This window comes from Pseudoalteromonas luteoviolacea CPMOR-1, from assembly GCF_001625685.1.
Classification (GTDB): domain Bacteria; phylum Pseudomonadota; class Gammaproteobacteria; order Enterobacterales; family Alteromonadaceae; genus Pseudoalteromonas; species Pseudoalteromonas luteoviolacea_K.
The window spans coordinates 49,906-71,149 of the sequence record NZ_AUYC01000028.1 but is presented as its reverse complement, the minus strand read 5'-3'; the positions used below and the strand labels follow the sequence as shown (position 1 = coordinate 71,149).

Annotated in this window: 18 protein-coding genes and 2 tRNA genes; 7 read left to right on the top strand and 13 right to left on the bottom strand. The window is 44.2% G+C overall.

Annotated features, from left to right (window positions below):
- Positions 1-113 precede the first annotated feature (113 nt).
- On the top strand, positions 114-704 hold the full coding sequence (locus N473_RS11465) for a DUF938 domain-containing protein (RefSeq protein WP_063368026.1): 591 nt from the start codon (positions 114-116) through the stop codon (positions 702-704).
- On the opposite strand, the gene N473_RS11460 is transcribed toward N473_RS11465, so the two are convergent.
- From N473_RS11460 to N473_RS11445, 4 genes are read right to left on the bottom strand one after another with little or no spacing between them, the layout of a single operon-like run.
- On the bottom strand, positions 681-1,835 hold the full coding sequence (locus tag N473_RS11460; protein ID WP_196766405.1) for a GNAT family N-acetyltransferase: 1,155 nt from the start codon (positions 1,833-1,835) through the stop codon (positions 681-683). The two genes, N473_RS11465 and N473_RS11460, sit on opposite strands and share 24 nt — an antisense overlap.
- Positions 1,831-3,126, bottom strand: a complete 1,296-nt coding sequence (locus tag N473_RS11455) for an alpha/beta hydrolase (protein ID WP_063368024.1) — start codon at positions 3,124-3,126, stop codon at positions 1,831-1,833. Before N473_RS11455 ends, N473_RS11460 begins: the two co-directional genes overlap by 5 nt.
- Positions 3,078-5,828, bottom strand: a complete 2,751-nt coding sequence (locus N473_RS11450; RefSeq protein ID WP_063368023.1) for an ATP-binding protein — start codon at positions 5,826-5,828, stop codon at positions 3,078-3,080. The genes N473_RS11455 and N473_RS11450 overlap by 49 nt, the downstream gene beginning before the upstream one ends.
- Before the next feature lie 20 nt (positions 5,829-5,848).
- Positions 5,849-6,310 carry an Lrp/AsnC family transcriptional regulator gene (locus tag N473_RS11445; protein WP_063368022.1) on the bottom strand — a complete coding sequence of 154 codons (462 nt, stop codon included), beginning with the start codon at positions 6,308-6,310 and terminating at the stop codon, positions 5,849-5,851.
- A 137-nt stretch (positions 6,311-6,447) separates the two neighbouring features.
- On the opposite strand from N473_RS11445, the gene N473_RS11440 reads away from it, so the two are divergent.
- Both N473_RS11440 and N473_RS11435 read left to right on the top strand, forming a co-directional pair.
- Positions 6,448-7,641: a PrnB family protein gene (locus N473_RS11440; RefSeq protein ID WP_063368021.1), complete on the top strand. Its 1,194-nt coding sequence runs from the start codon at positions 6,448-6,450 to the stop codon at positions 7,639-7,641.
- Positions 7,631-8,740, top strand: a complete 1,110-nt coding sequence (locus tag N473_RS11435; RefSeq protein WP_063368020.1) for an aminotransferase class V-fold PLP-dependent enzyme — start codon at positions 7,631-7,633, stop codon at positions 8,738-8,740. Before N473_RS11440 ends, N473_RS11435 begins: the two co-directional genes overlap by 11 nt.
- Here the strand turns inward: N473_RS11435 and N473_RS11430 are convergent.
- From N473_RS11430 to N473_RS26185, 4 genes are all read right to left on the bottom strand, one after another.
- A complete protein-coding gene (locus N473_RS11430) occupies positions 8,733-9,500 on the bottom strand; it encodes an MBL fold metallo-hydrolase (RefSeq protein WP_063368019.1) in 768 nt (255 codons plus the stop codon). The genes N473_RS11435 and N473_RS11430 overlap by 8 nt on opposite strands.
- Before the next feature lie 156 nt (positions 9,501-9,656).
- A tRNA-Ser gene (locus N473_RS11425) sits at positions 9,657-9,749 on the bottom strand.
- A gap of 18 nt (positions 9,750-9,767) precedes the next feature.
- Positions 9,768-9,858 (bottom strand) — tRNA-Ser (locus N473_RS11420).
- A gap of 200 nt (positions 9,859-10,058) precedes the next feature.
- Positions 10,059-10,208 carry a hypothetical protein gene (locus N473_RS26185; protein ID WP_155735587.1) on the bottom strand — a complete coding sequence of 50 codons (150 nt, stop codon included), beginning with the start codon at positions 10,206-10,208 and terminating at the stop codon, positions 10,059-10,061.
- A 248-nt stretch (positions 10,209-10,456) separates the two neighbouring features.
- On the opposite strand from N473_RS26185, the gene N473_RS11415 reads away from it, so the two are divergent.
- Positions 10,457-11,335: a diacylglycerol/lipid kinase family protein gene (locus N473_RS11415; protein ID WP_063368018.1), complete on the top strand. Its 879-nt coding sequence runs from the start codon at positions 10,457-10,459 to the stop codon at positions 11,333-11,335.
- Here the strand turns inward: N473_RS11415 and N473_RS11410 are convergent.
- A complete protein-coding gene (locus N473_RS11410) occupies positions 11,313-12,236 on the bottom strand; it encodes a DMT family transporter (protein WP_063368017.1) in 924 nt (307 codons plus the stop codon). The genes N473_RS11415 and N473_RS11410 overlap by 23 nt on opposite strands.
- A 113-nt stretch (positions 12,237-12,349) precedes the next feature.
- Between N473_RS11410 and N473_RS11405 the strand changes: the two genes are divergently transcribed.
- The gene (locus tag N473_RS11405) at positions 12,350-13,783 is read left to right on the top strand and encodes a PLP-dependent aminotransferase family protein (RefSeq protein ID WP_063368016.1); all 1,434 of its coding nucleotides are present in this window, start codon (positions 12,350-12,352) and stop codon (positions 13,781-13,783) included.
- Positions 13,784-13,816: 33 nt separating this feature from the next.
- On the opposite strand, the gene N473_RS11400 is transcribed toward N473_RS11405, so the two are convergent.
- Complete coding sequence (locus N473_RS11400) at positions 13,817-14,605, bottom strand: DUF2884 family protein (protein ID WP_063368015.1); 789 nt, start codon at positions 14,603-14,605, stop codon at positions 13,817-13,819.
- 347 nt (positions 14,606-14,952) lie between these two features.
- Here N473_RS11400 and N473_RS11395 point away from each other — a divergent pair, with 347 nt between their 5' ends.
- The gene (locus N473_RS11395) at positions 14,953-15,135 is read left to right on the top strand and encodes a PA3496 family putative envelope integrity protein (RefSeq protein WP_039611230.1); all 183 of its coding nucleotides are present in this window, start codon (positions 14,953-14,955) and stop codon (positions 15,133-15,135) included.
- A gap of 54 nt (positions 15,136-15,189) precedes the next feature.
- Here the strand turns inward: N473_RS11395 and N473_RS11390 are convergent, their stop codons facing one another.
- Complete coding sequence (locus N473_RS11390) at positions 15,190-15,639, bottom strand: c-type cytochrome (protein ID WP_063368014.1); 450 nt, start codon at positions 15,637-15,639, stop codon at positions 15,190-15,192.
- A 364-nt stretch (positions 15,640-16,003) separates the two neighbouring features.
- Here N473_RS11390 and N473_RS11385 point away from each other — a divergent pair, with 364 nt between their 5' ends.
- Entirely contained in the window at positions 16,004-20,071 is a 4,068-nt protein-coding gene (locus tag N473_RS11385; RefSeq protein ID WP_063368013.1) for a S8 family serine peptidase, read from the top strand.
- Between the two features lie 205 nt (positions 20,072-20,276).
- Here N473_RS11385 and N473_RS11380 read toward each other — a convergent pair whose 3' ends face one another.
- Both N473_RS11380 and N473_RS11375 read right to left on the bottom strand, forming a co-directional pair.
- Complete coding sequence (locus N473_RS11380; RefSeq protein WP_039611233.1) at positions 20,277-20,744, bottom strand: DUF2721 domain-containing protein; 468 nt, start codon at positions 20,742-20,744, stop codon at positions 20,277-20,279.
- Positions 20,735-21,238 (bottom strand): TlpA family protein disulfide reductase, encoded by a 504-nt coding sequence (locus N473_RS11375; RefSeq protein WP_063368012.1) that lies wholly within the window; start codon positions 21,236-21,238, stop codon positions 20,735-20,737. The genes N473_RS11380 and N473_RS11375 overlap by 10 nt, the downstream gene beginning before the upstream one ends.
- Positions 21,239-21,244: the final 6 nt, after the last annotated feature.

Below are 21,244 nucleotides of genomic sequence, written 5' to 3'. Positions count from 1 at the left end.
AATTTTTTTATCTATATTTATCAGTACAGTAAATAGACATTGCGAATAACTCGTTGCAAAATGGGAATCACATTGCGCCAACTCGGCGCGTAAGTGGTCTATTTAGGTGCAAAATGACAAAGCCATACTCTCAAGCATGTGAAAATAATAAGGGGCCAATTTTAGCCCATTTAGCACCCTTCATCGGTAAGGCACAGAGTGTGTTAGAAGTGGGCTCTGGGACTGGTCAGCATGCGGTGCACTTTGCCAAAGCACTCCCCCATGTGATCTGGCAAACCGCTGACTTGCCTTGCAATCACGACGGGATCATCAGTTGGTGTGAAGAGGCGGCGCTGGATAATTTGCGCCTTCCATTAGCGTTGGATTTAAATCAGCAATGGCCTGTGGCACAAGTGCCCGTGATTTATACGGCCAATACTTTGCACATCGTTTCTAAAGCGCTGGTCGAGCGCTTTTTTACAGGTGTTGAGCGTCACCTCGATACGGATGGGAAAGTGATAATTTATGGCCCTTTTAATTATCAAGGTGCATTTACGTCGCAAAGTAATGCTCAGTTTGATGCTTTTTTAAAGTCTCGTGACCCTGACAGTGGGATCCGTGACATTGAATGGATCATGACCCTCGCGACAACAGCAGGCCTTAAGTTAGTGGCTGATCATGCCATGCCAGCCAATAACCGACTACTGTGTTTTAAACGGCAGTAATGTTGTGCACTGGCGTGCATAGTGAGCAATTTGGCCTCGCTCGGTATTGATAAAGTCGTCAATCGCCTGGCTGAATAAAGGGTGGCAGATGGTGTGAAACGAGCGCGTAAACACCGGCTCAAATCCTCTTAGTAGCTTGTGCTCCCCTTGTGCGCCAGCGTCAAAACGCGCCAATTTATGCGTAATGGCATAGTCGATCCCTTGATAGTAACAGAGTTCAAAGTGTAAGTGCTCACTATGCTCAAGTGCTCCCCAATACCTGCCATACAACGTGTCTTTATCTTGTAGATATAAGCTGGCAGCAATCAATTCCTGTGCATTAGATTGGTCGTGTTTTCGATAGGCACAGCAGAGCTTTACTTGCTCTGGGATGGCATTAAATAGCAGCTCAAAAAATGCGCGAGTTAAGTAGCCATTGTGTCCGGAACGTTTTCGATAGGTCTGACAGTAACATTGATAAAAAAGATCTATGATATTTTTATCAATGTGCGTTGCTTCCAGCCAGACAATGGACAGCTCTGAACTTTTAACCTTGTCGCGTTCTTTATTTATCATTTTGCGCTTACGTGCTTTCATCGTCGCTAAAAAGGCATCAAAATCCGCATAACCTTGATTATGCCAATGGAATTGCACACCATGGCGTTCAAGTAACTGCGTACTGGACCAAGCTTCCTCTTGGCGCGGGAAATTGACATGCCAGCCAGACCAAGCTTGTTGCGCCGCTTCGTCATCGAGAACAGATTGAATGAATGAGTACAGTGTCTCTGTGGGTGCTTCACATAAAAGTCGCGCGCCGACTACCGGCGTAAACGGCACACCAGATAACCACTTGGGGTAGTAATCTAGGTTGTGTCGCTCATAGGCTTCTGCCCATGCCCAATCAAATACATATTCCCCGTATGAGTGGCTTTTAATATATCCAGGCAAAATGGCGACTGGGTGCGCGGTGTCTTGCTGGTATATCACCAAGTGATAAGGTTGCCAGCCTGTTTGGTGGCCTACACTGCCACTGAGTTCAAGGGCTGATAACCACGCATAGCTGGTAAATAAACTATCACCTGCTAAACGCTGCCAATGCGATTGCTCTACGGCACTGATACTGGTCACAAATTGATGACGATACGGCTTAATGGACATGATGATTTAAGAACTCACGGAGTTGTTTGACTAAACCGGTGTAGTCAGGGTTAAAAGTGACTCTGGCAAGTGGCGTGTGTGTTGCTTTATTAGTGCTGTGGTGTTCGCCAAAGGTAATTTGCTGTGCAGATTTACAGGCTTGGTAGGCGGTTGCATCTGTAAAATAGCTGCCGCAGTGGCGATACGCGCCCTGCTCGCCATAGTAGGGGTGATGTTGTGGTATCAGCAAACCAACGTGCGACATATCAATGACCTTGTCCAGTTTATCAATGCGTGTGAGTGCAATACGTTGGTCAAGCTCTATGGGATTATTGGCATAGAGCCGTAATGCCAAGGGGGCGCGGTGTGTTTTGGCCCACCGAGTTAGCAAGTTCAGTGTGGCTTGGCTATCTATGGTGGTATCAACATCGCTCATTATGGTTAAGATGGGCAGATCTGTTGGCACGTTACTCTGCATCATATCAACCATAACATTATGTACTAAGGCTGCTGCGGCAAGGGGGAAAGACTCATATTTAGCAAAATCGAGATCGGCATCTTCATCCAGCCAATTCATCAGCGGTAGCCAATCAACCCATTGTGCCATCCAGCTGTTTTTGTTATGTGACTCTGTGGCTGGAGCAATCAATGCCAAGGCTTTGAGGTTAGGCGGTCTGCGTTTTTCTATCTCAAGGGTTGCTAATGCCGCACCGGTCGAGAAGCCCATGACGGCAAAGAGCTTGAAATCTTTGCTGGTACGCTCAATTGCGTAACTGACATGACGCTGCCAATCGCGATTGGATACACGTCGTAAATCATCTGCTGCGGTACCATGGCCTGGTAACAGTAAGGTTCTCACATTGAAGCCCTGGCGATATAAATCTTGTGCAATGGCATTAAAAATATAAGGAGAATCGGTCAAACCATGGATCAGTAAAATGCCTTTGTCTTGGTTGTGATGTAAAAGCTGATAAGGGACTATATGATCAATGACTTGAGTTTGCTTCGCTTGTACAGGCACAGCAGTCGGCAGTGGACAGGGCAGCGTTGCGCGTTTGTTGCGCTTTAATATCAGGGCTCTGGTGGCATCGATATACTCAGCGTAAGCCATATTTTTTGTTAGCGTAATGGTGGCGGGACCTATGTTGTTCGCATTGCGGTATTCGCCAGTTTTTATGCCTTCTAAGTATTGTTGATGATCTGTGGGCAGTGTTGTGCAGTCGTGTGCAGAGGCACTGACTACCCACAGTGTTGAGATTAAGCCGATGAATTTTTTGAGCATATTTGAGCGTAATGAGCCAGACATGCTCCTAGCTTATCGCGATCAAGGGGTTTTGCAAGATGGCTGTTAAATCCAATGGCCAACGCATAAGCTTTGTCCTCAGGCATGACATCTGCGGTGAGCGCCACAATGGGCAATGCTTTTTGATCGTATTGCTGACGCAGTGTTGACGTGGCCTGATAGCCATCTAATATTGGCATTTGGCAGTCCATTAAAATCAAGTCAAACTTGCCTTGTTGTGCGGCGGCAATAGCTTGCTGACCGTTGGCAACCAATTCGTAGTTTACGCCAAAAGAGTCTAGCATAGACTTGATCACGATTTGATTCACTGGGTTGTCTTCGGCCACCAAAATGCGGAGCTTGGCAATGTGCGTGTCATCGAATTTAGGCATCGCTGGACTGATGGCTTCACCAAATGGGCAGCGAATTGAGAAGTGGAAGTGACTACCGATATCCACTTGGCTATCTACCTGCAAACTCCCGCCCATTCTGTCTGATAACTCTTTACTGATTGCTAAGCCCAATCCTGTGCCACCAAAACGCCGTGAGGTGGAATTATCAGCCTGTACAAATGGTGAAAAGATATGGTTAAGGTGGGCTGCATCAATGCCTATCCCTGTGTCTGAAACGCTAAATTGTACGCGATAATCAGACTCACTTTCCGTTACTTCACAGTGCAAACTGACTTGACCACTTTCAGTAAATTTAATGGCATTACTGCATAAATTGATCAGGACTTGCTCTATTCTTAGTTCATCACCTTTGAGCCAGACAGCATGATCGACATTACTGTAAATCCGCCAACTTAACCCCTTTTCTTTGGCACTGCTAGAAAATAGGTTGTCCATGTGCTCAAGCAGCTTTTGTAAGTCAAAATTGTGCTGTTCGATATGCAGTTTATTGGACTCGATTTTGGTGATATCGAGAATGTCATTGACCAAACCCAGTAAGGTTTTGGCTGACATATTGATGTGCTCAATATATTTTTTTACAACGTCTAGAGAGTGTGAAGTTTGCGTCAAAGAAGCGAAGCCGATCACCGCATTGAGTGGCGTACGGATTTCATGACTCATATTGGCAAGAAAGCGGCTTTTGGCTTGGTTAGCTTGTTGTGCGTCTTGTAAGGCAACATTGAGTGATTCTGTGCGTTCAGCAACCAAGTGGTTAAGGGCGATATTCTGATAATTGTAGAGCAATACAATAAAGGTGATCAGGGCACAAATACACAGCTGTAACGTCAACAGCCAAATCGTTTGCTGGTGGTTCAAGTGACTAATATAACTGTCTTTGATAGCTAAAGTTAGCCGCCAGGATTGACCTGCAAAGCGAATTTGTGTGCTGTAGTGGGTATCTGCATGATACGGTTTTTGCGCAGTATCATAGTTGCTAAAAAAAGGTGTTTCGCTGTTGCCATCGTAAAAGGCGAGATCGTAATTGCCGGCCTGTGTCATTTTGAGTACAGAGGTCAGTAAGACGTCGGTTTGTACCACGCCAATGGCATATCCTATGATATCGGCGTTGAGCGTGTGTTGTTGCGTGTCGTTCTGGCGAAATACAGGCGAAAATAGCACATAAGCTGGTTTTGCAGGTTGGGTCTGCACTAACTTGACGATATTAGTTGCTCTTGGCTGCAAAATAATTTCAGGGTCTTCCAAAGCGGCCTTGCGATTTGCTCTGGAGTAAATATTAAAACCCAAAGAGGCAAAGTTTTCAGCTTGGGGCGACACATACTTCACCACCACCATGGGATCGGTGTCATTGAGCGACGGGCCATGCAATAAGACTTCTTTGCGATAGAGTGTATCGAGCTCCGTTTGCAAGGCCGCTGCGTCTGATTGTGGTATACGTTGACCCCAAGAAACGGCAAACAAAAATGGGTAACGTGACCTTTGTTGCTGCGCAATTTTCATAAATTTGTTGTGATCAAACTGTGGCTGTGACTGTAACTTAGCCGCAACACCTTGTACCGCAAGCATGCTGAGATTGACATGTCGTAATACCACATTTTCGATGATATTGACCTCGCGCTGCGCTTCTCTTTGTGCAGCTTGTAAATTCCCTTGGTTATATAGGTAAGTGGTTGCTGTCACTGAAATAAACAGAATGGAACAAGTCGCTAATAAAATCCGTTTATGTTGGTAGCCACGCGGAGTAAACACAGTCATGTTCAGAAGCATTAGTAGCAAAGGCGTGAAAATTAATATGCCCAAGCTGTCACCTAACCACCAAGCAATGACATTTTGCCAATGCTGTGAAAAGGCATATTGTGGATTAAACAGACTTAACGCGAGCATGCCGATATTGGCTGAAGTGACATTGGCAAATATACCAACCAAAAAGACATAGTAAGCAATGTTCTTTCTTGAACGCATTAATAGTGGGTCGCCAAGCCATAACCGCATTAAATATCCGCCGAGCAAGCCCTGTATAACCGCGCCTAATGCAACCACAGTCACTTGAATAACGTCGCTGTAATGTGCAATGTGTGTTTGCAGTCCAAAATAGGTGGTCCAATTGAACAAGACTGAGGCAATAAATATGGCTGGTGCAAAACGCCAACCCCATAAAAAGCAGCCAACCAAGGCGATGCCTGCTGGCAGCCAAATGGGCAAAACTTGGTCTTGAAATGCGATGAGTGTGAAGAGTTTTCCAAAGCCAAAATAACCCAGCGCTAAGCCGATGTAGGCTAAAGCATGATGCAGTGGCGAGCGGAACTGAATGTGCATAAGTTAAATGCCTTTAAAATTCATAGTGGCACTCCGCGCTTGTTAAAGGTCTGCTTCAACACAATGGTTGATTCAACAGCTGCAATAAACTCTAAAGAGGCGAGACTATGCTTAACAAAATGCTCATAACTAGGTAAATCCTCAGCGAGGATCTCCAATAAGTAATCATGGCTACCTGACACGACGGAGCAGCTTCTGACTTGTTGTAGTCCATCGACATGATTTTCGAAGCTTTCTGCTGCTTTGACTGAGTTTTTGGTCAAGCGAATAAATGCATAAACCAGTACAGAGTAGCCGACAGCTGGCGGCGATATATCGGCATGATACCCCAAAATGACGCCATCTTGCTGAAGTTTTTTAACTCGGCGCAAGCAGGGGGTATCAGACAAACTGGCTTGCTCTGCAAGTGCGGCATTACTCAGGCGGGCATTTTGCTGTAATGCGCTGAGTAAAATCCTATCTTTATTATCAATGTCAGACATATTAGTTAATTCTGCTACTTTTTTGTATTTAAAGTTGGTATTCCACTAATTGAGTTTAACGATTAATAAATAATTGGCAAATATCCCTTCTGATGTTTTGTTAGCCTGTCTCTGATGCATTTTTCAGGATTTAAATCATGACAAAAAAAACAAAAAACTTTGATGACTGGATAAGAACTGAGTTTGTCATGCTAAACGATAGATTAGAGGCACTCTATCGAGAGCAAGCCGATCCGGCCAACGTGGTGGGCATTGGTGATGAAGTAAAGCAGCAGTTGCTGTTACAGGGTCAACAGTATATTGAAGCGTTACTGAAAGAGGGTAATACCGACGAAGGCTTTGACAATGCGTTTGACCTACTTGGAAATGTTGGCTTGTATATGGCTGCATGTCGCCGTCATGAGTTGACAGAGCCAAGTAGAGAGCGACATTCTCCATTAAAAGCAGCTTCTGCATTAGCAATGCATATTGGTTCATCTATTGGTGTGACACCAAGATTTGCTACTGCACACCTTACAACCCACAATACGGCTATTGATGGTGTGTACAAGCGTTTTACCAGCGATCCGGCTGAAAAGCTCTTTATTGACTATAACACCCGCGGTATTTTGGCTTATAAGCGTGCAGCAGAGGCGTTGTTAAAATTACAACCACTGGGCATTTCACACCCCATGGCACCGGTGTTATTGGAAGAGGTGAAACGTGCATTAGTGGATGTGATTAAGTCGAATCAGGCGCTGTTTCAACAATTAGATACTGCCGCATTTTTCTATGTTGTAAGGCCATATTATAAGCCATATCGGGTGGGCAAAGAGATTTACCGGGGTGCGAATGCCGGAGATTTTGCAGGGATCAATGTCATCGATATGATGTTGGGATTATGTCAGGCAAATGACGTCGATTATGCGCAAATTTTAGTTGAAAAGTTGCTTTATATGATGCCAGAAGATCAGGCGACATTAAAAGAGTGTATGCGGTTGCCAAATCTACTCGATGCATTTTTGGCCGCGCAGCAGCACAGTCATGAAAGTTGGTATCAAGCGTCCCTGAAAGTGTTTTTACAAGCGTGTAAATTGCATGGCGATACCGCCATTCAGCACCACAATCAATTAGTTGAAAAATACATTTGTGGCCCGGCTAAAAACTTAGCTAATCAGCATCTTGATAAAGTAACTGCCAGTGGACCGCCATTGCAGGTGCTATTGGCTCAGCTTGAAACCCTACGAGATAAAAGAGCTGCTGCGAAACGCAGTGATCTTGATACACGATATACTGATTTAAAGATATTACGCCAGTCTTTGAAAAACGCTGAGGTGGATCATGCAAGCTGATGACTTTTTTATGCCACAGGGGACTTATCTATTGAGTCATTCTGTGGGACGCATGCTGAAAACCGCGCCTGCGCATTTTAATGAGCAGTTTGTTGCTCCGTGGCAGCAGCAAAATCGCGAACCCTGGGCTCAGTGGCTGGAAGGCGTGATGCAGTTTAATCAGGCATTGGCACAGTTATTCAATAGCCATGCAGATAACTTTTGTCCTCAAGCTAACTTATCCAGTGGACTGACAAAGTGGTTAATGAGCCAAGCATCGTTACAAAATCGGCGAGTGCGGGTTTTGCTTAGTGAAGATGATTTTCCGAGTATGGGATTTGTATTGCAACAAGCATTGGATGAGGTTGAGCTATGCTTTATACCCATGGGACAAGACATGAGTGATATTGCGAGTTGGCAAGCGCATTTAAACCAACACTATGATTTGGTTTTTGTCAGTCATGTCTACTCTAATACCGGTCAGCAGGCTCCCGTGTCAGATATTATTCCGATGGCGAAACAATTGGGGTGTAAAGTGGTTGTGGATATTGCGCAATCGGCGGGCATTTTGGCGGTAGATTTATCCGCATGGCAAGCGGATTGTGTGATTGGGTCTTGTGTAAAATGGTTGTGCGGTGGCCCTGGGGCTGGTTTTCTTTGGGTGTCTTCTGCGTCTTTGGCTGAATGCCAACCAAAAGATGTGGGTTGGTTTTCACACCAAAATCCATTTGAGTTTGATATTCATCATTTTGCATCACATGAAACGGCACTGCGTTTTTGGGGGGGAACACCGTCAGTTGCGCCCTATATTATGGCGGCCAACAGCATTGAAAGGTTGGGGCATTTTGGGGTTTCCCATATTCGCCAGCACAATCTACAATTACTGGCGCGTATTTGGCAGGCACTACCACAATATTGTAGATCACCAACAGATGCTGAACTGTGCTCTGGTACTGTCATAGTGAATACTGGAGACAATCTCAACCCGTGCTTAGCCGTGTTGACTGAACAGAATATTGCCGTTGATGCAAGGCGATATGGTTTGCGCGTGTCACCTCATATTTATAATACCGAGTTTGAGATTGAGCAGTTTATCCATGCCGTGAAATCAACTACTTAATCTTGATTGGCTTATTTAATCCCAGTGCTTTTTTGGTTTTAGCCTTAACAGATCGCCAGTGTGTCACGGGCTCTGTTGGTGCTAATTGCTCTAAACGTGCAAAGTCGATTTCACCGAAGGGGATCTCTCCTTGGTGAGCCAAAATGATATGTGCGGGTTTGATCTGTTGGATCCGTTGCAATGAGTGGCGATAGCGATTGGGATAAAAAACGGGGTAAGGCGGTATAAATTGGCCCCTCACTTTGACAAAGAGGTCGGCCACATACAGCTGTTGTGTGGCCTGATTATAAAGAGAAAGATCTCTATCTGTGTGTCCTGGCGTATGCAGGGCTTGCCATTGCGGAAATTCAGGTAGGTATGCCTTATCACAGAGGTAATAATCTGCTTGGAGTTTCCTGTCATACCATAAGTTTTTACGTGCCTTGTTTTTTCGTCCCGCAACCCACAAAGCAAGAAAAATATCAGACCAATGCATCAAGATCCCATCAATACCGCTATACCAATGTCCGTCAACTTTGGCCGCGGCTATTTTAGCCCCTGTGCGCATTCTCAATATATGCGCACCGCCAGCATGATCTGGGTGCATGTGTGTGACGACGATCAGTTTAAGATCGGCCAATGATCGTGAAAGTTGATTACGGATATAGTCACAGACAACATCGACATCTGCTCGTGTACAGCCATCAAGCAGGAGTAATCTGTCTGGGTACTCAACCAAGTAGATCTGTTGAATATAGCCTTCGATAAAATGGATCTGCATTTGAGCTCTTCAGTTCGCTAGTCATATCTATATACATAACACATCTGACCAGTTTGTGCAGCGTAAACATGATTGGGGTGATAAGGTATTTGAACAGGGGTAAGTAAATTTTGGGCATAAAAAAACCGTCCAATGGACGGTTTTTTTACAAGATAATGGCGGAGGGGGAGGGATTCGAACCCTCGATAGGGCTACAAACCCTATACTCCCTTAGCAGGGGAGCGCCTTCAGCCACTCGGCCACCTCTCCGACGCAAAACTTTAAATATGGCGGAGAGATAGGGATTTGAACCCTAGATACGCTATTAACGTATGCCGGTTTTCAAGACCGGTGCTTTCAACCACTCAGCCATCTCTCCATGGGCAACGATAATACTTATGGAATGGGTCGCTGTAAATAGTTTTTTAACCGTTTGCTGAAAAAACAGCCAAAAAAGCGAAGTTATTGAATTGTTTGCCTGAAATTTATACTTTTTGATATGGTGAGGTGAGTCTTTTGGCGGAAAATCAACCTTGATAACCGTGGCTTCATGGTCATCAAGGTGAATGGAGTCACTATTTACTTATACATCACCGCATGATTGAGGCTAAGTGCTCGTCCGATTTTACTAAACCATGCCATCCACTGGATCTGAGGCTGTGTTGTCATGGTATTCGTCGTTTCGGGTGCGGTCTGTGTATTGCCGCATGTTGCAGCTGAATTAAGCATAGTTGTACTCCAAGTAATTGACGTATTGATAATTTACTTGGCTATTTTGCATCCAGTATGCGTAAAATTAAAACGATAAAAATTGCTGTCGAAGCATTAGATAATCTAATGAATAATTTATTCAATAAGATTTAAATTTGTTCTAGTGAATATTTATTCAATGGTTTAATCGCTGTTTTTTGGGTTTTAGTGGTTTTAAAGTGATCTAATGAATAGTTATTCAGACAAGTTATATTTGGGGTTTTGTTTTGTTGGTTGTCTATAGGCCGCAGCGCGGCAAACAATTTTTGTCACACAAGATATGGCTTGAAAAAACCGCCATGGAACGGAAAATAACATTGCAATGGTATGCAACGTGTGGCTGTTTTGATGATGATGTTGCGCAATTAAAAAGCTTGCTGATACATCACCAGCAGATCACTGTATTGGGGGGAGATGGCACGCTAAATGTCGTGGTGAATGCGCTCTTGGGTGGAAATGAGGTGGCTCACGCGGCAACACAAAAGCGGATGGCCATATTACCATGCGGTACAGGCAATGATTTTGCGCGCGCATTTGGGTATTCAAACAAACAGTGGCGTGAATCTGTTTTTTCGGGTGTTGCCCGTCATATTGATGCCGGTAAAGTGAATGCGCGGTATTTTATTAATATGGCTGGGGTTGGCTTTAATGCTGAAGTAGTTGCTGCGATGGCGGGTAAAAAGCGCTTTGGCGCATTGAGCTATACATTATGTGGCATAGTAAAGTTATTGAGTTATCGAGGCATGGAGGTCATGCTAGATGGCACTAAGCTGCAAATAATGATGTGCTTATTCGCCAATGGGCGACATTTTGCTGCCGGGCTTACCCCTACCCCCAGTGCACATGTAAACAGTGGAGTACTTCAGGTGCTCACGATATCTGCGGTATCCTTGCCCAAGCGATTATTGTGCTTTACCTTGATGTTAGTGGGTTTACATACCAAGTTACCCTGGGTAAAGGTCAGCAGTGGGCAGTGTTTTGAAATCAAGACCAAAGGCGTCAGTATTGAAGCTGATGGAGATGTGATCGCAGCAACACCCGCGAAGATATCCGCACTAGCGGCATCGCTGCGATTAAATATACCTAGTGCGGGTGAGCGTACTTAGCCGCAGAAAATGGCATGTATTTCGTGACTAGCTGTTTGGGAAGCAGTACTAATAGATTCCCTGCGCATATTAGGCCAAAGCCGATAAAAGTATTGACCTGCCAGGTGAACCCTTCAAATAAGGTGCTGAGTATCACCGCAACAATAGGAAATAAAACAATGATATAACTGGCACGCTCTGGACCGATGTTCTTGAGCAATGAGAAATAACACGCAAAGGCGATCACCGTGCCAAAAATGGCAAGATAAAATAGAGAAACCCAATAACTGGTATCTGCTTCAATAACAAAAGACAGTGGGCTGAATAGGGTATATGCCCCTAGCAATAGACTGCTGTAAAGCATGCCCCATGCATTGCCCTCTAAGACACCAATCTTGCGATTTGAGTTACGAATACTCACCATATTGCCGAGTGAGGCGGCAAGCGTGCCCAGCAGGGCTAATGCTAATCCGATTAATGTAGCTGAAGATAAATCCGCCCCCCCAATCTCATGCCAAAATAGACTGACGATCCCTGCTACGCCAAGGCCTGCGCCGATGTAGCTTTTGAATGCGATGGGTTTGGCAAAAAAGAGTCGTGTATTGATCATATTTAATATCAACATAAACGAGAATGCGATTGAGGCCATGGCAGAGGATAATGTGCCCTGCGCCCAATATAGCAATAAGTAATTGAGACCAAAGTTGCCAATGGCTAGGAGAATAAAAAAGCCATGATCAATGAGGTTGAATTGCATGGGTAATTTTCGCCACAGCACAAACCCCCACATGCAGATGGCCGAAATAGCAAAACGGTAGAAAAGGGAAACAACTTCATTGACTTGACCTAATTGGAATTCGATTGCCAGCCAAGTTGAGCCCCAAATAAGAACGGTCATAATGTATAACAGCCAATTTCTCATTATTGCTCCTTGTGTGATTGGAATATTGCAGCAGGTAGCAGTTTACTCGGATAATCTGTATATAATAGATACAGAAAAATGTATTTTTAACCTATACAGATGGGGTGGATTATATGCAAAATGGACAGTTTCTCTACCAGCGTGTGATAGAAGTCATCAATGACATGATCTCACAACAAGTGTTAAAGCCAGGTGAAAAGCTCCCATCCTTGCGCAAACTGGCGATGCAGTTGTCAGTGAGTATTCCGACGGTGAAGCAAGCTTATTATCATTTAGAGGGGCAAGGTCGAATATACTCGAAAGAAAAGTCGGGGTATTTCTTATCAGATGCGGAACAAAATGCTTTACCAAGACGCTGTCAATTGCCAATTAATCCAACTGAAGTGAACAAGCAGTCTTTAATAGAGCAAGTTTATGAAGGAATACATGCGCCGCATCAGGCCCAGTTTGGGATTGCTAATCCTGTCACGGCGATGAGTAATGAGGCCGTGCTGGCAAAAATGATGCGCAGTGCGTTAAAGCAAGCTGGTGAGCAAATTCTACACTATGGTGCGATGGACGGGCTGATGAAGCTCAAGCAGCAAATAGTGCAGCGTTATTTGCGCATGGGGCTATCGGTTTCGTTAGACGACATGGTGATCACCAATGGTGCTCAAGAAGCGCTGGCCATCGCATTACAGTGTGTGACACGGCCAGGCGACGTGGTTGCGATTGAGTCTCCGTGTTACTTTGGCATTATAGAGTTGATAGAAAATCTGGGCTTGAGAGCGCTGGAGATCCCTGTGTGTCCTGATGATGGTCTGTGGCTTGAGGACTTAGCTGATGCGCTCACTCAGCATGAGGTCAAAGCCTGTGTTTGCTCTTCCAGTATTAATAATCCAATTGGCAGTGTCATGCCTGAAGCGCGGCGTCAAAGTTTGCTGAAGATGCTGGTAGAGCACGAGGTGGTACTTATCGAAGATGATGTATATGGCGATTTACATTTTACCAAGCATCGTGCAAAGCCCGCTCAGTTTCATGCACAGCCGGGCCAGGTGATCACCTGTGGGTCATTTTCTAAAACGGCAGCACCGAGTTATCGTATCGGCTGGATGTTAGCACCTAGATACGTGCAAAGAGCAAGGCGCTTTAAACGGGCTTTGAGTTGCTCTTCTTCATTGATAAATCAATGGGTACTTGCAGAATATTTGGCATCAGGCGCATATGATCGCCATATAAAAAAGTTACGTTTAAGGTTACAAGAAAATAAACAGAAGATGCTGTGTTGCATTCGCCGTTATTTTCCAGAGCACACACGGATCAGCGATCCCCGAGGGGGCTGCGTAATTTGGGTAGAATTAGACATTAAGATTGATGGTGGCAAACTGTTTAATAAAGCGATGGCTGAGGGGATCAGCTTGACGCCTGGGCAATTATTCAGTGCATCAGAGCGGTTTCAAAATTGTATTCGATTGAGTTATGGATTGCCTTGGCAAGAAACGCATGAGATGAGCTTAAAACGGTTAGGCGAATTGATTGCGACGATGCATGACGAACGCGAGCCGTAATAAGCACTCGCGTAGCGGGTTGGAAATGACTTGTTAATGTTGATTTTTGTGCATTAATGCGTACCCAGATAAGGTAGGCATTGAGAGGGATAATCGAGTCTCTTGTTGCGCAATGTGCGTAAATTGTTGGCACAGTGCATCTGCACGTGCTTCTAGTTGATCTGCGTGTGCGGTGACATGTTGCTCTATGTTTTCACCCATTTGCTCCATACGCTGCTCAAAGGTGTTGATATCGCCATTGGCATTTTTCATTTCAGAGCCCAAAGAAATCAGTAATGTACCAATCGATTCAAACATTGCGCTCTTTACCGCACTTTCTATCCGAGATTCAAATTCATGACTAAAGTGCTCCCCAAAACTCTCCATGGTTTGCTCTCCCATGACGAAGCTACCTTCTTGATAGAAAGTATTATGAACTTCCTCGTTTAACTCTTCTAATACAACCGACAGCTCATCAAGGCTTTGTAAATTGAATGTGGCGGCAACTTCGTCTAGTGCGACGCCTGCCAGTGTGACAGCGTCTGTAGCTACTTCGGCAACTTTAGGGAGTTCTGCACGTAATGTGTCTGCATAGACAGAGAGTGCTTGCTGTTGCTCTGGTGTCACCGTGATTGTCTGACCATTAATAAGTAGATTACCATCGGCCGTGATCAGCATATGTTGATTGTTTGCTTGCGTAATTGATACCTCTTCTGGGGTGATTTTTACGTCATTTTGAAATTGAAGTTGGCAGTCATCATGGGTAATAGAAAATTGATGATCAGCATGGGCGTAAGCAGAAACTGAAGAAAGCATAGCGATAGATAATAATGTCGTTTTCATGGCTTGGGTCTTTTTTATGTTGATGATACATAGTGATAACCAAATATGATGCCAATTATAAAACCGTCATGATTTCAATAGCTTAAGTTTTTTGGTTGGTCTGTGCTTTGAATTAGTACACTGTATTTAACTAAATTTTAGTCTTTCTGATTAATAGTTAGCATGATTAGTTTATTGAATCGTGACGATAAAAATCATTCACTGTCAAAGTGCTCTATTTCAAGCTAAATAGTTTATAAGCTTCAGTGTGTCGTTGTACGGCGAGTGCTTATGCTACAGGTAACGACCAGTAGGCTCAGATATCCGTGTTTATAAAGTGAATCTCTTTATGTAAATAGGAGCTTATCATGGGTAAAACATATTCCTATGATCCATTGGATGATGAATATCAAGATGACTTGGGCGCGTTAAATGAGAAAGATGTGAATCAGCAGCGGCAGAAAGTCAGGAAAAAGTTAGATGATTACTTGGAGCAAAAAAGGCTACGGCGGCACTTAGGTGATGATGACTTTGATTTCTTAGACGATTAATTCATGTATAACAGAGCGCATAACCGTGCGCTCTGTTAGATCGCAAGCATCTTGTTAGTCTTTGAATGACTTGTGGCAGTCCTTGCATCCCTTTGCCCAATTTCTAAAGGCGGGTGCAATCATTTTTTTATCTCCAGACTTTGATGCGACGGCCAGTGCTTGCGCATATTGAGCAAAGTCTGCCGCTTTCTTATCAAAGGTGGCTCTGTCGCTCCATACACTAGGCAGTGCGCTAGTATCCCCTTTATCTGAGCCTGCGATGAATGCTTCCCAAGGCATACTCGAAAGCTGCGCAGCATTGTGAGCACGTTGCTTGAATCGCTCAGCGTCAAACGGCACTTTTCCTTTTAGCATGTCACCCATATCGCCTATTTGATAGCGGATCAATTGAAAGGTTGCTTTTCGATATTCAATGGCGTCTTCCTTCTCTTCGAACATGGAGTCCGCCTGTACTTGGAGGCTGATGCCTGCAAGTAGCGTTAATAGTGTTAATGATTTCTTCATTAATCGCCCCTTAAATAATTAATTCCATACCTTTTTAAGGGTTTCTTTCTTATTTAGCAAGGTTCTGAGGTTAATGGGAGGGGGATTTTTAGTCATTGAAAATGGTTTGTTGCTTTTTTAGGTCCTATCTGGAGTTCCTGTTTACAGTATATTTATTTTAATTTCATTTACTTTCTTTTACATAGTAGTTTTTTTAATAAAAACAGTTATTTAAGAGTATGAATAAAATTAAAGTTCAAAAAATGTAACTTAATTGTATTTCCATTATTGCAATTAACCATGTAGTCACATTATATTGATGAATGATTCTACTCTCTTAAATATAAATAAACACCAAATTAAACAACAAGTCCTAGGGGAAACTATGGCCAAGTATTCATTTAAAGCGACAGCGGTAGCTATGGCTGTCTCAGGTGCGCTAACTGCTGCAGCAGTTAATGCTGCAACGGTAGATACACATCATCGCGCATTTAATACAGAAATCTCTAACGTTGACCAAGCAACATTAAAAGAAAATCGCGCAGAAGCGTTCTTAGTGATCTTAAAGCAAGAGACAGCAGCAGATTTAATGGCGCGCGGTAACTACTCTGTTAATGACGCACGTACTATGGTTGCCGATGTTGAGTTGTTACAGACGTCTGTTAAACGTGATTTAGCGGCGTTGAATGCAGACATCAAAGTAGTAGGTTCAACTAAGTTACTCGCATCAACACTTATCGTAGAAGCTTCTGATGAAGCGCTTGCTCAGATTAAAAAGAATAAAAGCGTAGAGCGTGTCCTTCCGCTATACGATTATGAGCTGCATGTAGCTGCTGCAAATGATTACATCAAGGCCGCACCAGTTAATGTTGCTGGTTTCACAGGTAAAGGTCAAAAAGTAGCGGTACTAGATACTGGTATTGATTACACACACCAAGTTTTCAACCCAGCAGGTGGTACTAAAGAAGCTTATGAAGCTGCACAGGCAGATCCGCGTGCAGTAGAATGGCCACAAGGTCAGGTGAAAGGCGGTTATGACTTTATGCGTAACGACCCGGATCCAATTGAAAATGATCCAAACTTCCCTGATCCAACAAGCCCAGACGACGGTGCTTCTAATCACGGTACGTCGGTATCTCATTCAGTAACAGGTATCGCACCAGATGTTGAGCTATATGTTTACTCTGTATGTGGTGGTGGTTGTCCTTACGCTGCTCAGCTTGGTGCTTTAGAAGCAGCAATGGATCCAAATGGCGACGGCGATATCAGTGACCGCGTAGATGTAATCAACATGTCACTGGGTGGTGAGTTTGGTTCAACTGATCGTGAAGAAGGTACTCAATTCCTTATCCACCAAGCAGTTAAAATGGGCACAAACGTGGTTATCTCTGCGGGTAACGATGGTAACCACCCATTCCGTATCGGTGGTCCAAGCACAACGCCAAATGCACTTTCAGTAGGCGCAATGGGTCACCCAACACTGAATGAGCTATTTGCACTAGGTACTATCGGCGGCGAAGCGGTTGAAGTAGGTACAGCTAGCTTTGGTCCACAAGACCCGTTCACGTTCTCAAACGAAGACACTGAACTTGTGTACCCTGAGACTAACCAAAATGGCTGTGACTTGCCTGATCCGAATGATGCAGATGGCGCGTTAAATCCATTCGACGGTATGGACTTCACTGGTAAGGCTGTACTTATCGACCGTGGTGCGTGTGCATTCACTGAAAAAGCACTTAATGCACAAGAGAAAGGTGCTAAGTACGTTATCATTGCGAACAATGTCGCGGGTGGCGCACCAGGTCTTGGTGGTTCAGATGATAAAGTGACTATCCCGACAATCTCAGTTACTTTAGATGACGGTGCTAAGCTTAAAGCAACACTTGCTGCTGGTCAGCAACCAGTCTTCAAGTTCGGTATTGAAGCTCACCTTGCAATCGACACGGTCGCTGACTTCTCTTCTCGTGGTCCTTCAATGGATGGCCTATTGAAGCCAGAAATTACAGCGCCAGGCGTAAACATTCAGGTTGCAGCAACAGGTACATACACTGAGCTAGACGGTGCGACGGGTACTTCATTCTCTGGTCCAATTACTGCGGGTGCGGTTGCACTTGTACGTGAAGCTCGTCCTGAACTAAGTGCATCACAAGTTAAAGCGGTACTGATGAATACAGCGAACTTGAATGTATTCATGGAGCCTAAGTCAATCAATGCAGATGCGGCATTAGCGCCGATCAGTATCATTGGTGCGGGTCTAGTTGATGTTGAAAAAGCAGTGGCTTCACAAACGGTTGCTTGGGTTAATCAAACTGATTATGACACAGCACAAGCTGCGCTATCATTTGGTTTTGATGTACTAGATGAAACAACAACTTACACGAAGACGGTTCACGTTAAGAACTTCTCTGCGACTGATAAAACGTATAACCTTCGCACTGAAGCACGTTTTGATAATGACGCAGCATTGGGTGCAACAGCTTGGGAATTCCCAGCGTCAATCACAGTGCCTGCAGGTGAGCAACTTGCATTTGAAGTTAAGCTAACCATTGATCCAAGCAAGCTACCTGCGTGGAGTCTACCTAACCCACAAAGCGCGAATGACTTAACGGCACGTGCAGATGCACTGACCTTGTCAGAGCTTGATGGTGCGCTTGTATTTGATGATACATCGCTTGACGGTGACCACGACCTTCACATGGTTTACCACGTTTTACCGCGTGCAGCAGAGAGCGTCGCGCTTGAACTTATCGAAGATGAAGGCCGTATCAAAGTAACTAATGACGGTTTCACAACGCTGAACGTGTATCCTGAGCAACTGATTGCAACAGGTGTAGAAGCAACGAAAGAAGACAAAGCGTATAACATCATCAGCTCTTCATTTAGCCTATTCGCAAATGAATTCTGTGACACTGGCCTATTCTTCAATGCATCTATTGAAATGCGTGATGAGCTAACAATTCACCGCCGCGCTGGTTACCAAATGAACCTAGATATCGATAACGACGGTATTTATGACTACGCACTAGCTAACTACTATGATGTAGGTCGTAGCGCAGCAGTTGTTGGTCGTGCACGTACAGTGAGTGGTCCAATTGTTGACGGTGAACCACAGTGGAGATTCCTAACTGCGATGTACCATGAAGGTGGTTCTAACACAGTTAAGTTCTCAGGTTGTAGTGATATCATCGGTCTAGACGGTGCTTCACTGGGCCAAGACATGATGATCCAAGCGATGGTTGGTCACAACAACTATCAGCTAGGTATTTACGAAGTGACTGACTCAGTAACTGGTTACGCGAGATTTGATGGCACAGCTTCTGCGCTTGTTGATGACGCAGGTAACCGAGTCACTGAACTTGCACCTGGCGCGTCTGCATATGCAATGAGCTACATGCCGATGACGGTTTCATCTGATAACCAAATCCTTGCAAGTGTCACTTCAGACTTACTACCAGAAGTCGTAGTACCACTGGTTGCTGATGTTGAACTTGAAGTATCTGAAGATGCTGAAGTGGGTCATGTCATTGGTCAGCTAGCACTGGTTGAGCAAGATGGTGGCGCGAACCTTGATATGTTTGAGCTAGTTGCTCAGTCACATTCAGGCATTACGGTTCACAAAGATGGTTCTGTAGTTGTTGCTGAAAGCGATACTCCGCTTGATTACGACGCAGGCCTAATGCATGTTGAACTTACCGTGGTTGCACATGATGAAAAAGGCTTCAAATCAGAGCCGACAACTATCATCGTTGATATTTTAAATGCGGTTGATGAAGACTCTGAAAAAGCACCATATGTTGCTGAAGGTCAGGAATTCGACGTTGATGAAAACGCAGAGCTTGGCACTGAAGTAGGTCACCTTGAGTTTATGGACCAAGACGACAACGTTGCAGAGTTTGTGGTAGATGGCTCAGACGTCATCGCAATTGACGCTGATGGCCTAATCACAGTGGTTGGTGAAGTTGACTTTGACCTAGGTGCGTCTTTTGAAGTGACTATTAAAGCAGTTGATGAAGATGGCTTAGAGTCTAAAGCAGTTACTGTTGTATTCAATGTTGAAGAGGATGAGTACGAAGGTAAGCCAATGATCGAAGAAGGTCAGAGCTTCAACATCGAAGAAAACAGCCCAATCGGTACGGTTATCGGTCAGTTAACTTTCTCTGATTTCGACAATGATGTTGTTGAGTTCTCAGTTGCGGGTACTTCGCTAGTTACAGTGAATGAGCAAGGTCAATTAATTGTTGCAGGCAACCTAGACTTTGAATATGACCGTCAGTTCAGCTTTGATGTGAAAGCAAAAGATGCACAAGACAAATACTCAGATGAAGTTCGTGTAGAAGTTCGCTTGGTGGATGTTGATGAAGACAATGGTGATGATGATGACTCAGGTTCACTAGCTTGGTTGACATTACTTGCTGCACCATTTGCTGCATTACGTCGCCGTAAGCAAAAATAATCATATCGATATCAGCTCAGTCTGATAACGACAATATGTAATAAACACCGGCTTGAAGCCGGTGTTTTTTTATATCTAAAATAAGCGGCGTAATAGCCTTGGCATTGGTGTCCATAGAAAGGCCTGTTTAGTTAGCCAAATTAGGGCTATGGCACATATTCTGTCATTAAGCGATTGGGAGTATCGCTATTTGAGTTGCTGGATTTTAGCCTATGTCTTTAAAAATCATACCGCGGCGCATACTGCGTGTCGCTAGCATGACTTCAGTTAACAAGGCGAGAAAAGCCCCGATGAGCAGAAACATTGCTGCGATAAAGCAACTTGAAACAGTGATCCCAAGCGGCCATGTATATAAATGAGAGATAAATAAGAAGACCACGACAGCACATACCATCAATGCACTGAGCACACTCATACTAAAGGCGATATGGATACAGCGAGAGCGCTTTAGCAAAGCACGCATTTCTTGCGTGAGCGTAAAGTTTAATGGTTCATCTTGATTGGCATTCAGTTTTCTATCTAGTAATCGAGCTCTATCTGTAATACGTGCTAGTCGATTTGATAAAACCCCTAAAAACGCAGCTATCCCCGTTAATAAAAAGACTGGTGCAACAGCGGTTTGAATAACCTTAGCCATGGTTAATATGCTTACTACTTCAGAATTTAGTTCCATTTAATTTGCTCAATAATATTATCTGTCTCGCCAATTAAAGTGTTGACCACACGGTTATGTTCATCAAGTAAGATTAATCGAGGCACCCCTTTATTCGCATACTGGCTGTAGATAATGCGCTGTTCATCGCTGATAAGAGGGAAGGTCAGCTGATAATTCTTAGCAAACTGCGCCAGTGATGCATTTGTTTCTTCTCGTCCAATGGCGAGAATGGTGAGTGTCTTGTCGGTGATTAAAGAAGAGGTATTGAGTTGGTTAAACATACGCTGTGAATCCGAACACCATGTAGCGAAAAAAATCACCAGTTTTTTAGAGTTAATTTTTGATAAGTCATATGTTTGCCCATGAATATCAGTCAGGGATAAATGTTTAAATGTGTCCCCTTGATGAATATAAGTCTCGTAATCTTGAGGGGCTGTATCCATTGTGCCACAGGCACTGAGTGTTAAATTGAGAGTGGTCATTAAGCTGATTGTGAGCAGACTTTTTATCATTGTGTA

Bases quoted from the DNA above. Each gene is read 5' to 3' on its own strand.
- N473_RS11455 (WP_063368024.1), bottom strand. From the start codon at position 3,126: ATGTCTGGCTCATTACGCTCAAATATGCTCAAAAAATTCATCGGCTTA.
- N473_RS11380 (WP_039611233.1), bottom strand. From the start codon at position 20,744: ATGGAACTAAATTCTGAAGTAGTAAGCATATTAACCATGGCTAAGGTT.
- N473_RS11405 (WP_063368016.1), top strand. From the start codon at position 12,350: ATGCAAAATGGACAGTTTCTCTACCAGCGTGTGATAGAAGTCATCAAT.
- N473_RS11400 (WP_063368015.1), bottom strand. From the start codon at position 14,605: ATGAAAACGACATTATTATCTATCGCTATGCTTTCTTCAGTTTCTGCT.
- N473_RS26185 (WP_155735587.1), bottom strand. From the start codon at position 10,208: ATGCTTAATTCAGCTGCAACATGCGGCAATACACAGACCGCACCCGAA.
- N473_RS11410 (WP_063368017.1), bottom strand. From the start codon at position 12,236: ATGAGAAATTGGCTGTTATACATTATGACCGTTCTTATTTGGGGCTCA.
- N473_RS11390 (WP_063368014.1), bottom strand. From the start codon at position 15,639: ATGAAGAAATCATTAACACTATTAACGCTACTTGCAGGCATCAGCCTC.
- N473_RS11430 (WP_063368019.1), bottom strand. From the start codon at position 9,500: ATGCAGATCCATTTTATCGAAGGCTATATTCAACAGATCTACTTGGTT.
- N473_RS11375 (WP_063368012.1), bottom strand. From the start codon at position 21,238: ATGATAAAAAGTCTGCTCACAATCAGCTTAATGACCACTCTCAATTTA.
- N473_RS11435 (WP_063368020.1), top strand. From the start codon at position 7,631: ATGCAAGCTGATGACTTTTTTATGCCACAGGGGACTTATCTATTGAGT.
- N473_RS11450 (WP_063368023.1), bottom strand. From the start codon at position 5,828: ATGCACATTCAGTTCCGCTCGCCACTGCATCATGCTTTAGCCTACATC.
- N473_RS11385 (WP_063368013.1), top strand. From the start codon at position 16,004: ATGGCCAAGTATTCATTTAAAGCGACAGCGGTAGCTATGGCTGTCTCA.
- N473_RS11445 (WP_063368022.1), bottom strand. From the start codon at position 6,310: ATGTCTGACATTGATAATAAAGATAGGATTTTACTCAGCGCATTACAG.
- N473_RS11465 (WP_063368026.1), top strand. From the start codon at position 114: ATGACAAAGCCATACTCTCAAGCATGTGAAAATAATAAGGGGCCAATT.
- N473_RS11395 (WP_039611230.1), top strand. From the start codon at position 14,953: ATGGGTAAAACATATTCCTATGATCCATTGGATGATGAATATCAAGAT.
- N473_RS11440 (WP_063368021.1), top strand. From the start codon at position 6,448: ATGACAAAAAAAACAAAAAACTTTGATGACTGGATAAGAACTGAGTTT.